General features: G+C 50.4%; 6 protein-coding genes. 4 read left to right on the top strand and 2 right to left on the bottom strand.

The window, feature by feature from the left end:
- The first annotated feature begins 88 nt into the window (after window positions 1-88).
- Complete coding sequence (locus tag VC28_RS16290; RefSeq protein WP_082191579.1) at window positions 89-1,195, top strand: glycoside hydrolase family 5 protein; 1,107 nt, start codon at window positions 89-91, stop codon at window positions 1,193-1,195.
- Between the two features lie 13 nt (window positions 1,196-1,208).
- Here the strand turns inward: VC28_RS16290 and VC28_RS16295 are convergent, their stop codons facing one another.
- Both VC28_RS16295 and VC28_RS16300 read right to left on the bottom strand, forming a co-directional pair.
- Window positions 1,209-2,117: a type 2 periplasmic-binding domain-containing protein gene (locus tag VC28_RS16295; protein ID WP_049631578.1), complete on the bottom strand. Its 909-nt coding sequence runs from the start codon at window positions 2,115-2,117 to the stop codon at window positions 1,209-1,211.
- 20 nt (window positions 2,118-2,137) lie between these two features.
- Window positions 2,138-4,906 (bottom strand): TonB-dependent receptor, encoded by a 2,769-nt coding sequence (locus VC28_RS16300; RefSeq protein ID WP_082191580.1) that lies wholly within the window; start codon window positions 4,904-4,906, stop codon window positions 2,138-2,140.
- A 306-nt stretch (window positions 4,907-5,212) separates the two neighbouring features.
- Between VC28_RS16300 and VC28_RS16305 the strand changes: the two genes are divergently transcribed.
- The 3 genes from VC28_RS16305 to VC28_RS16315 all read left to right on the top strand — a co-directional run bounded on the left by VC28_RS16305 (window position 5,213) and on the right by VC28_RS16315 (window position 12,918).
- Complete coding sequence (locus VC28_RS16305; RefSeq protein WP_049631579.1) at window positions 5,213-8,731, top strand: glycosyl hydrolase; 3,519 nt, start codon at window positions 5,213-5,215, stop codon at window positions 8,729-8,731.
- A 372-nt stretch (window positions 8,732-9,103) separates the two neighbouring features.
- Window positions 9,104-12,055: a TonB-dependent receptor gene (locus tag VC28_RS16310; protein WP_049631580.1), complete on the top strand. Its 2,952-nt coding sequence runs from the start codon at window positions 9,104-9,106 to the stop codon at window positions 12,053-12,055.
- Between the two features lie 140 nt (window positions 12,056-12,195).
- Window positions 12,196-12,918: a SapC family protein gene (locus VC28_RS16315; RefSeq protein WP_049631581.1), complete on the top strand. Its 723-nt coding sequence runs from the start codon at window positions 12,196-12,198 to the stop codon at window positions 12,916-12,918.
- Window positions 12,919-12,944: the final 26 nt, after the last annotated feature.

Below are 12,944 nucleotides of genomic sequence, written 5' to 3' on the forward strand. Positions count from 1 at the left end.
ACTTGGGTTATTTCCGCTGCACAGCGGCGTTACTTGTGTTATTTCTGGGCTGCTTGTACACCTAATAATAATTTCAGGAGACGCTAGTATGAAATTTCGTAAGGGTTGTTATCGCTCGCTGTTCATTTCATTTTTTATTTTCATCAGTGCAAATCTATTAGCCCATAATGTCTGGGCCGATAATGCATGGGAAAGCACCAGTGGTTGGTGGAATGCGACAGATATTCCCGCGTTTGATAAAAGTAAAATTACCCGACAACTTTCACTAATAAAAGTGAAGGGTAATGTGTTTGTCGATGAGTCTGGCAAAACAACTGTATTTCGCGGTGTGAATATTGCTGACCCGGATAAAATCGCACGCGACAAACATTTCACCAAAAAACATTTTGAAGTCATCAAGGCATGGGGCGCGAATGTGGTGCGTATTCCTGTGCATCCATCCGCCTGGCGCAAGCAGGGCAAAAAAGCCTATCTGGAATTACTTGACCAAGTCGTGATTTGGGCGAATGAATTGGGCATGTATGTGATTATCGATTGGCACTCCATCGGCAATTTGAAATCGCAAATGTTCCAGAATAATTCCTACTACACCGACCGCGGTGAAACCAACGATTTTTGGCGCACGGTATCCGAGCGTTATGCCGGTGTGAATGCAGTGGCGTTCTATGAAGTTTTTAATGAACCAACCGTATTCAACGGGCGTTTGGGGTTGTTGAGTTGGGCGGAGTGGAAGGCGATTAATGAAGAGATCATTACGGTGATCCAAGCGCATAACCCCAATGCGATTTCACTGGTAGCAGGTTTTAATTGGGCCTATGACTTAACGCCGGTTGCCACTGCGCCTATCGAGCGCGAGAACGTGGCCTATGTGAGCCATCCTTATCCGATGAAAGTGGGTGCGCCTTACGAAAAAAACTGGACGCGTGATTTTGGTTTTATCGCCGATAAATATCCGGTCTTTGCCACCGAAATTGGCTACCAATTAGCGACTGATAAAGGCGCGCATATACCGGTGATTGACGATGGCAAATACGGCAAACGCATTACCGATTACTTTGGCAGTAAAGGTATTAGTTGGGTGGCCTGGGTGTTTGATCCGGATTGGTCGCCACAATTGTTTACCGACTATGAAACCTACGAGCCAACCATGCAGGGCAAACATTTCCGTGCGGTTATGCAGAAGGAAAATAAATAATCCTTGGTGTTTATCAGTCCGGAAAGCTTAGCGATTTATCGCATTGCTGCGCGTCCGGTAAGTAGGGCGACGGCAAGCAAAACACTTTGCGCTGCCGCAGGTTCAGTTGTGCCAGATCGGCAGCGTGGTGTTGGTTGAACAGGCGGGTGAACTCGCCTGATTCCTGCAATTTTTTCAGCCCCAATTCAACCCGCTGCGCGAGCTGTGGAAATTTTTTGCTGACGTGCAAATAGATTGGGTAGTTGTAATAGATCAACAGGTTGTTATCCAGTGTTAAAAACGGGTACTGGGCTTTCTTGTCGCGCAAGGTGTACATCACTTCATCGGCACCCAGAGGCAGACACTGGAAACGTTTTGCGGCGAGCATGTCAAACAGGGCTTCAAAAGTGGGGGCCTGTTTGAGTGCGATGCCGTTGTGTTTATAAATTTCAATATCCTGCCAATTCAAACCCTGCCCGATAGATAGTTGGTGCAGGGAGGTAAGCTCACGCGGATGCTCGGGAAAGTTGGCCGGATTGATCAGGCACACCCTGTACCCCAATAAACCGCGCAGGATGTCCACCGGAATGGTATGCACCTCGGCGCGCGCGATGACCGTACCCGGCGATGCCCACAGCAAATTGAGGATTTGCCCTTCCGTAATCAGCAGCGCTTGCCGCTTGGCACTGGGTTCTTCGCCAAACGGGACGATGGTGTAATCGCCAAATTCGGTGCGGGTGACTTCCAGAATCCGTTTGATCAGTTCGAATTTGTAAGCGTGACGGGCATCTTTAAGCCCGCGGTCATAGTAACGAACGACCATGGGTGTTGCTGTTGCGGAGGCTGTGGTGGCTGTTTGGGTATTGCCATGGGTGCTTCCACTGAGCAACCACAACAGCGGCAGCCATACAGGCAAAAAGTTGTGCAGTCTGATCTTGGCCATTCTTGGTTCCGTGTCTGGCATTACCATTTTATTGTTGCGCCCAAATACCAGCGACGTCCGGCCTGATCATAGGTCATGGTGTCGGTATTGGTATCCAGCCAATTACTTACATAAGGCGCACTGCGGTCGAACAGGTTGTCTATGCCCAGCGCAAGTTCGAGTGTTTTGGCGGCTTGATAGCGCATCTGTAAATGATGATAGCTAACCGCAGGAATATTGGCACCGATACTGCCAGGTATTGCATCCAACTGGGTGCCTTTGTGCAAGTAACGGATGCCGTAGCTGCCCGACCAGTTGGCGCGCGCAAGGGTCAGGCGCGCCTGCGAGCGCCACTTGAGATAGCTGCCGCGCCCGCTGGTGACTTTACCGGCATAGTCAATGCGCCCGGCATTTTGGTAGGGCTGGATCTGGTAGCTATCCAGATAACTGGTGTACCAGTCGAGCTGTGCCTGCCAGCCCTCCCACTCTGTCTCCCCGCTGAGCCTGAGATCTACCCCTTGTTGTTTCTCGTGTGCGGCATTCACCCATTGCACCGAGAGGTAATTGATCTCGCCACTAAACGGATTGCGGGTGAAATGGCTGGCTCCGCACAGGGGGTGCGATAGATTAGTGGAGTTATAGCAGGCGGCAAGGCGGGTGGTGCCATCGATAGTCACTATCGCTTTGTCGATATTGATGCTGTAGTAGTCCAGGCTGGCACTCAGACCTGGCGCAAAAGCGGGCTGCCAGAGGATACCGAGGGTGCGCGTGTTGGCCTCTTCCGGTTGCAAGTCGGGGTTGCCGCCTACGGTGGTAGGAACGCTGGTAACCAGTTGCTGGTAGTTGGCTGGCACCCCGGCTGCCTGGCAGTTTTGGCGTGTGATCGAGTTGGCGGGCAGGCTGCTCCAGTTGCTGCAAGGGTCGCGGGTGATGCGGTTTTGCACCAGATTCCCCAGAAACAGTTCAGGCACGTTCGGGGTGCGGAACGCACTGGCGTAACTGCTGCGCAGCTCCACGTCATCCAGTGGTTGCCAATTCAGCGCCAGCTTGTAATTGGTGTTATCGCCAAACAGATCGTAATCGGAATAGCGCAATGCACCACTGAGCTCCAGCGATTTAATGGCGGGCAAGTCGCGCAACAACGGGATATTGGTTTCCACAAAGGCTTCTTGCGCCTTGAGCCTGCCCTTAACCACTTCCTGCTCGCCACTGTTGGCGATACCGGCCAGCACGAGCGGGTCGGGATAGCGCCAGGCTTTGTCTTCGCGTACTTCGGCACCCGCTGCCAGCATCAAGGCACCAGCCGGAAGTTGCATCAGTTCGCCGCTCAGGTGGGTGGCGATGGCCTGTTGCTCATTGCCGCCGCGATCTTGGATATCCGTCATTATGTAGTCGAGCACCTGCGCACTCAGGTCGCCATAACCCAGATAGTCGCCACAGGGAATAGCGGCATTCGGGGCATTACTGCAAACGCTGGTGTCGAGTGTTTGGTCTACCCGGTCAAGGTTGGCGACATTAGTCCAGCCATCCAGTCCGGTGTTGCGGCTGTGGTTGATACTGCTCTGCCATAGCCAGTTGTCCCCGATCTTGTACTCCATGCCGATCAGGCCGTAGCTGTAATCAATATCCTGATAAAAACTCCGTGTACCGGCTTCCAGCAGTCGCCGCCGCTCCAGTACCAGGTTCTGGCCTGTGGGGTTGGTCGGGTGATCGGCGCTGATCGACATTGGCCGGTTTAACCCCAACGTTCCGGGGGATGCCAGCTGCTCAGCCTCTTGTTTGGTGTACATAACGGTTGAAAACAGCCGCAGTTGGCTTTGGGTAATAAGCTCCGCTTTGGCGCTCAGGCTGGTGCGGTCAACCGGGTTGATGGCATTGAGATAAGGGTTGGCGTTGAAATTATGTTTGCTGGCGGAATAGGGCTCATAAAAGTCGCCATCGCCGCCTGCTATTTGGTTGAAGTTGATGCGTTGGCCATCGGCAAGGCGGGCGCGCCCACCAATCGTATTGCCGCTGTTTACGCAGACGAGCTCCCCATTCACCTCGCCCAGCCCACAGGGAGCGCGGCTGGCCATATTGATGGGGTCACTGGTGTAGTGATTCAGGTCAAGCAGCAGGGATGCCTGATTGTTGCTGGCACCCAGCTGACCGTTTGCGCCCCAGCTGATCCGTGCGTTGCGTGTTGCGCCATCGTGCTTGCTGGTTTCGCCATAGCGGATACTGGCTTCAGCACCCTGCAGGTTGGTGCGGGTAATGATATTGACCACTCCAGCCACGGCATCGGCACCGTAAATAGCCGAGGCTCCATCGCGGAAAATTTCAATCCGCTCTACTAATGAGAGAGGGATGGCATTCAGGTCAACTGCAGCATTGGCACCTGTGCCGCCATTGGCAATGCGATGACCATCGATCAAGACCAGCGTCCGGTTAATGCCCAGCCCGCGCAGGTTTACGTGGGTGCTGCTGTTGCCGTTAGTACCCCAGTAGGTATTGCCTGCATTGCCCGCATAACCTGCAGAAATAGGTAATTGCTGCAGGAGTTCATCCAGCGAGTTGGCACCGGAGCGGCTGATTTGCTCCTGGTCTATCACGGTGATCGGGCTGTAAGCAGGCGCTTCAAGGCTCAGGTGGCTGCCGGTGACGCGGGTATTGAGCAGCTGCTTGAGATCCATCTCGAACAGGTCTTCAACGGAGGGTGATGAATCTGCAAGGGTGAGCGGGCTTATCAGCCAGCCAAGCATCACGCAGGCTGTTATTGTCAGTTGTCGCTGCATCCGTAATGGGGCGCAAGCCGGAAAAAATCTCTGCATAGGTTGCTCTGGGTTGTTATAACTAGCCAGTGTCGTATCGCCTAAAGCCTAGCTTGAAAAAACTATAGCAGCAGATCGGCAGCTTTCCCTCTTTGCATTGCATCAAAGTGAGACAGGCCCAGTTTGTATTTTGACGACAACATGGGACGACCAGAGTTAAATTCAGGTGGACGATAAGGCTACTGGAGCGCAGTCCCTCTCGTCTCTCAGGAATCTTGAATAATAATAACAGTGACGTTCGCAATACCCATCAGAGACACGGTGCTCCCGGTTCAAATAATCAATAACAACCATTGGGTCACTTATATGAAAAGATTCAACAGAGTCCTGCTATTGCTGGGCGCACTGGGTTTTGCCCATGCCAGCAATTCCGCAATCCTGAGTTATGGTGCCGGCAATATTAGCGATACCGTCAACCCTGCCGGCTGGAAATGTGTGGTGGATTACGGCAACTGGATCCATAACGCCGGTGTGGTCAAACCGGGTGTGAGCAGTTGTAATCCGATTGGCACTCCAACCCCTATTTATCCGCAAGAAGTGTCTCCTGCGAGTACCAAACCGACTATGACCCATCGCTGGTGGGGTTCAATCCCTTTTATGGGGGAGATGAGAGTTGGTGCCACCACTGACTCCGGCTATATCACACCTGATCCAATAACCGCGCGTATCACCGAGCGCGGTGTGCGTATTCTGGGGATTCCAGGCGGTCTGCGTACCGGCACTAATGACACTCTTTATTCCATTCCCGATCCGTTCAGCGAAGTGTTTGATGGTATCGCGGTAGGTAACTCGTCTTACTCCAACCTCGATGCATTCCTCAAAGATTTCAGCGACGGTTCTGTCACCGTGCAGTGGAAAAGTGGCGCGACTGCAGTAATGGAAGCGACCTTTGTTCATGGCTCTCCTTACGTTTACTTCACCGCGCTGCAGGGCAATCTGGTGATACGCACCAAGTCTGCTGACGGCGGCGAGAAGGGTGTATTCCACCAAAGCGGCAACAATTTGGGGATCTGGACGGACGTGGCGGGCAATCGCAATGCGTTCCTGATCGTCGGTCACGATGCCACTACCTTTACCGGTGTGAATACCAATAGCATCGGTGTTAACAACAGCACCAAGCGTATGACCGTTGCCTGGTTGCCACAGCTGACCGGCACGCCATCGGCAGCGATGATCAGCGCTTTCGCCCAGTACGCCACCCAGCGTGTGGACAAGGTAAATATCAACTACGCGGTTGACCGTGCGACTAACAAAGTCACCATCAGCCACCAATACCAATTCAATGGCGCAAACGTGACCACCATGGCGGGATTGCTGCCGCTGCACTGGAAAAACTCTACCCAGGCCGTTACCAGCTACAAAGTGCGCTCCGCCCGCGGTGTAACCAAGTTCGCGACTACCAGTAGCTTCAGCTACACCATTCCTTACGTCGGTGTATTGCCTTACTTCCCTGAGAATATCGGCGATTACAATGCAACCCAATTGCGCGCGCTGGTAACCGAGTTTGTTAACCAGGGCACCTCCAAGTGGAACACCGCGACCGATACCTATTGGGCCGGTAAAAACTACGGCAAAGTTGCCGAATTGGCTGCAATCGCCCGTTCGATTGGTATGACTACTGAAGCCAACCAAATGATCGCCTGGCTCAAAGCCGAGTTGCAGGATTGGTTCCGCGCCAATACCACTGGCAGCCTTGATACCACCAAATACTTCGCGTACGACAACAACTGGAACACCCTGCTTGGGTTCGATGAATCCTTTGGCGCGCAACAACAGTTGAACGACCACCATTTCCACTACGGCTACTTTGTGCGTGCGGCTGCTGAAATCTGCCGTATCGATGCCGCCTGGTGTGGATCTACCCAATACGGCCCGATGGTTGAGCTGTTGATCCGCGACTACGCCGCTGGCCGCGACGATGCGATGTTCCCGTACTTGCGCAACTTTGACCCGGCTTATGGTTTCTCCTGGGCATCAGGCCACGCTAACTTTGCGCTGGGCAATAACAACGAATCGACCTCTGAAGCAGCGAATGCGTACGGCGCGATCATCCTGTACGGCATGATCACCGGCAATAATGCGTTGACCGAGCGCGGTATGTACCTGCATGCATCATCAACAGCCGCTTATTGGGAATACTGGAACAACATCGACCGCTACAAAGGTTTGGGTGGCGATTACGACAACTTCACCTCGACTTACACCAAACCAACGACTTCCATTATTTGGGGCAACGGCCATGTGTTCTCTACCTGGTTCAGTGCGGCTTACGCGCATATTCTGGGTATTCAAGGCCTGCCGCTGAGCCCATTGGTGCTGCATATTGGCCAACACCCCGGTTATCTGAACAACTACGTCACCCTTGGGCTGAGCGAATCCTCCAACGGCAAACCCTCCGGTTTACCTAACGGCCAATGGCGCGATGTCTGGTGGAATATTTGGGCGATGACCAACGGTCAGGCGGCGGTAGACGATATGCTGGCCTATGGTTTGAACAACCTGATTCCGGAAGAGGGCGAGACCAAAGCGCATACCTATCACTGGGTGTACACCTACAAGCAATTAGGTCATTTGGCGACCGGTACTGGCGCGCTGACGGCTAACCATCCTGCGGCGGTTGCTTTCAACAAGAACGGCACCCTGACCTATATCGCCTACAACTTCGGCTGTTCGGCGATCAACGTGGCTTACTCTGATGGCACCAGCTTCTCTGTGCCAGCAAAAGGTTATGCCCTGAAGCGCACTGGTCAATCGGTAGTGTCTAGCGGTGCAGGTTGTGGCGGTACCAGCAGCTCGACACCATCCAGTAGCGTGGGCAGTTCGAGCAGTGTGTCTGCGAATGCCGTAACGCTGTACAACGACATCAACTATGCCGGTTGGTCAGCGAGCTTCCCGGTCGGGACATATAACTACAACGCGTTTGTGGCGGCGGGTGCTGTGAATGACCAGGCTACCTCTGTGCGTGTACCTGCTGGTTATAAAGTTACGCTGTATGAGCACGGTGACTTTACTGGTACCAGTGTGACCTTGACGGCGGATAGCAGCTATCTAGGTGCCTTCAATGATAAAGCCTCGGCGGTTGTTGTCAGTCTGAACAACAGCAGCTCCAGCGTGTCATCGACTGCACCAACAACCGGTAATGGCCACAGTATCCTGAGCGGCAGCAGTGTTCGTTTCTATGTAAACAATGCTGCTTGGGCTGATATTCACTACACCATCAACAATGGTGCCCAGCAAAATATCCGTATGACTCACAATGCCGATAACTCCAATACCATCGATGTAACAGGTATTCCTGCAGGTGCAACTGTGCGTTATTTCTTCACTATCGCCCAAGGTGCCGGTGCTATAGATACCTCATGGGTGCAATTCAGCTGCTGTTCTGGCGGTAGCAACTCCAGCACTCCGGCCAGCAGCACCGCTGCGAGCAGCTCAGCCCCAGCCTTTAGCCAATTGGTGCAAGCGGAAGCGTTCACGGCAATGAGTGGTGTTCAAACGGAAGCGACAACCGATACCAACGGTGGTCAAAACGTGTCTTACATAGATGCAGGTGACTGGATGGCTTACGCCAACATCACCATTCCGACTACCGGTAGCTATCGCATTGAGTACCGCGTCGCTAGCCCATCGGGTTCACTGTTATCAGCAGACTTGAATGCGGGTGCTACCCAATTGGGTAATGTGACGATTCCGGCGACTGGTGGCTGGCAGAATTGGACGACAGTAAATCACACCGTAACCCTTAATGCGGGTACCTACAGCTTCGGAATCTTTGCCCAACAATCGGGCTGGAATTTGAACTGGTTCCGCATTACCAAGCTGTAAAAGCACCGTAAACAGATAAATAAAAGAAAGCTTTAAACGTCAAACCCCTGCCTGGACAAGTCCGCGCAGGGGTTTTTTATTTGTACCACTTTCTGAATTGAGTAGATTCTACACATGGGAGGTAACATGCAAAAATGAAGATAACTTATTGAAATATAAATAAATTAGCTAATCCCATTTGCTTAAGTGGAAAGTGATATGCCTCAGGTTCGAGTAAATTTGAAGGTGGGACGACACTTTTTCGAACCAATTGTAATTATGGCTTCGCTAGAAAAGCAGTTTTGGCCTAGGGTTTTACAGGGAGGCTCACGCCTCTTAATCAACTGAAAGGTCATTACACAATTTCATACCAATAAATAAATGGAGAACTCCATGAATAAGACACTAACAACAAAGCAGTCTACGGGCTTTAAGAAAAAACTGATCGCTACAGCGGTTGCATCTACTCTTTTCGGCATGAGTGGTTTCGCAGCAGCACAAGATGATAGCGTCGAAGAAGTTCTGGTTACTGGTATCAAGGGCAGCTTGCAACGCGCCATGGACATCAAGCGTGATGCCAAAGGTGTTGTGGATGCGATCTCTGCAGAAGATATCGGTAAATTCCCTGATACCAACCTGGCTGAATCCTTACAGCGTATTTCAGGTGTGTCTATTGACCGCCAAAACAACGAAGGTAGCAAAATCACCGTGCGTGGTTTTGGTCCTGATTTTAACCTCGTTACCCTGAACGGCCGTCAAATGCCAACTAACGGCTCCAGCCGTAGTTTTGAGTTTTCTGATTTGGCTGCTGAAACCGTAAGTGGTGTTGAAGTTTACAAAACCTTCAGTGCTACCCGTGCTTCTGGCGGTATTGGTGCGTTGGTAAACATCAAAACTGCACGTCCATTAGACAATCCAGGTTTGAAAGCCGCTGTTGGTGCCAAGGCAGTAATGGATAGCACCAATGAAGTGGGTGATGACATCACTCCGGAAATCTCTGGTATTTTCAGCAACACCTTCGCAGATGACACCTTCGGTATTGCCATTTCCGGTTCATACCAAGAGCGTGACAACCGTGCGGTAAATGCTGATATCGCCAACTGGCGTAACGGTATTGACTTCCAGTCTGCAGCAGCTGGTGCTGGCGCTACAGTCAATGTGACCGATAATCGTGCCGACAAAACTGGCCCTGTATTTTATCCACGTAACTTTGGCTACGGCATTGAGGATTTCCATCGTGAAAGAACCAATGGTCAATTGGTGTTGCAATACACTCCAATTGATACCGTCAAGGCTACTCTCGACTACACCTATGCAAAAGTTGATTTGACTGCAATCAACACTGGTGTCGGTATTTGGTACAACGATTCTGGCTCTGATGCACGTGAAGTTGTAATCGATGAGAACGGTACCGTTACCAAGCTGACTGCTGCTGGCGACGACTTCGCTTCAAATATCCGTTTGAACGAATCTGAAACCGAAAATAAATCGGTAGGTTTCAACGTAGAGTGGGAAGCATCAGACAACTTGACGCTTTCTTTTGACGCGCATGACTCTATCAATGAAAACGGCGGTGTTAATCGCGGTAATAACGCATTCCTGATTTTGGCTGCGCCATTTATTGATCGCAAAACCTACGATTCTACAGAAGGGAAAGACATCCCTTACATGCACGTAACCTTCAATCCGAACGGTAAAGGTATTGTAAATGGTGTGCCTACAGCTGCGTCTTACGATTCGCTGTTTGGTGAAGCTAACCTGGCGCTCAATAAATCAGAAGTAACCCAATTCCAGTTTGATGGTACTTTCGATACCGGTGCTGATGCAGGTATTACTTCTATTGATTTCGGTATCGGTAATGCAGAAATTGCTAACCGTTGGAGATCTTTCAGCACTGGCCAGATCGCTGCTGGTTGGTACGGTGGCAACCAGGACTTGTTCCCGGATGACATTTTCGCTGAGCACAAACTGAACGGTTTGACTCCATCATTCTCTGGTGGTGGTTCCAACGTACCTGTGTACCACGACTGGGATTTCGAGAAAGGCGTAGCTATTGCTGAAACCGAGTGGAACATCCCCGGCGGTTCAACCAGACCTTGGGGTTGGGGCACAGGCAATATGCGTCCGAACCTTGATGGCAACCCTGTTAGCGACCACAGAGTGACTGAAGATACAACCAGCGCTTACATGGAAATCAACTCAGCGGGCGACGTTGCAGGTATGGAGCTGAAAGCTACCGCCGGTATGCGTTACGAGAGCACAGATATTGAAGCTAATAGCTTCCAGCGTGATCCAGCCGAAATCGTATGGATTAACCAAACCGAGTGGAGCCTCAATCTGGCTGATGAAAGCTCTTACACCTCAGTTGGTGGTGACTATGATGTATTCCTGCCAAACCTGGATTTGAGCTTGGATGTTACTGAAGATGTTATGGCTCGTATGAGCTACAGCAAATCCATCACCCGTCCTACTTTGGGCAAAATGATTGGTACTACCAGTGTAACCACTCGTCCGAAGCCGGGTGAGCGTACTGGTACTGCAGGTAACCCAGACTTGATGCCGTTTATGGCTGACAACTTCGACTTGTCTGCTGAATGGTATTACGACGATGCGAGTTATGTATCTGCTGGTTTCTTCTTGAAGCAAGTAGATGACTTTATCGTTGATGTGATTACTGAACGTCCGGTAGGTAATCTGCGTGATCCTTCCAAAGGCCCACGTGCTGATCTTGCAAGAGCGCAAATCATTGCTGAAGGTGGCACGCCAACTGACGCTAACGTTATTGAGCGCATCAAAGCGAACGAAGGTATTGCTACTAACCAAAACATTGTGCAAAACAATAACGATCCACTGGCTATGTTCAACATGACCCAGCCAGCAAACCAGGAGCAAGCACGGTTCCATGGTTGGGAATTGGCTGCGCAACATATGTTTGGTGAAAGTGGTTTTGGCTTACAGGCTAACGCCACCTTTGTGACCAGTGATATCGACGTTGATAACTCTTCAACTGACTTCCAGTTCGCATTACCTGGTCTGAGCGATTCTTACAACTTGGTAGGTTTCTATGATGCCAATGGTTTGCAAGCGCGTATTGCGTACAACTGGCGCGATACTTTCTTGAATGGTTTCGGTGAAGGCAATACTCCTTACTACACCGAAGAATACGGTCAAGTAGACGTTACCGTTAGCTATGATCTGCCATTTGTTGAAGGTATGACCGTGTTTGTTGAAGGTATTAACGTAACTGATGCATCACAACGCGTTTATGCTCGTTACGAAAACCAGTTTAAATCTGCTTACCAATACGGTGCGCGTTATAACCTGGGTGTTCGTTACAGCTTCTAATCCTCTCCTTGGGTTAGTGTAAGACAAGGAAAAGCCGCTGATGTCTAGCGGCTTTTTCTTTTTACAAAAACACACTTCCAGATATCGTTGTGCATTAATAAATCGCTACTGAAATGAGATACAGTAGCCGGAGAACTAGTGTGACCAAAAACGTTTTGCTCAATAATGTCACCCATAAAGACTTAAAAATCATTCCAGAGAATAGCAATGCTCATGGAGACGGTTTGGGGTTTTCCGCAATAGTGCCATGGGAGTTTCGTCAGGTCGCTGCTTGTTATCCTATATTTTTTCGTAAAACGGGTAGCGATAATCAATTCGAAGCAATAGCCCTTTTTGGATTTTCACCTGATGAGAATTTGTTTGTCGGTGATCAGCGCCGGGATGATATTTATACTCCACTTTCAATAGCACGAATCCCGTTTGCGATTGGCTATACTCAAGATGGAAATACTGGCCAGCGTGAGCCTGTGGTACATGTCGATATGGATCATCCACGGGTTAGCTTTACTGAGGGTACGCCGGTTTTTCTGGAGCATGGCGGCAACTCGCCTTATCTGGAGCAGGTAAACAGTATGCTTGCTGAACTGATCAGCGGTGTTAATGTGTGCAAGCGCTTCACTGATATATTGCAAGCCGAAGATTTGTTGGAGCCTTTTGTATTGAAAATTACACTGGATAATGGACAGCAAATAGAGCTAGGTGGTTTTTACACTATCAATGAAAAGACGTTACGCGAATTAAGTGCTGAGCAGCTCGCACGGTTACACAACCAAAATTTTCTTGAATTAATTTATATGTCAATCGCCTCTTTGGCGAATATTAAAAAGCTAATAAATAAAAAAAATGCATTGCTACGTAATTAAAATAACCTTTATTCAATAGTTAATAG

Origin of the sequence: Cellvibrio sp. pealriver (assembly GCF_001183545.1) — a bacterium.
Taxonomy (GTDB): domain Bacteria; phylum Pseudomonadota; class Gammaproteobacteria; order Pseudomonadales; family Cellvibrionaceae; genus Cellvibrio.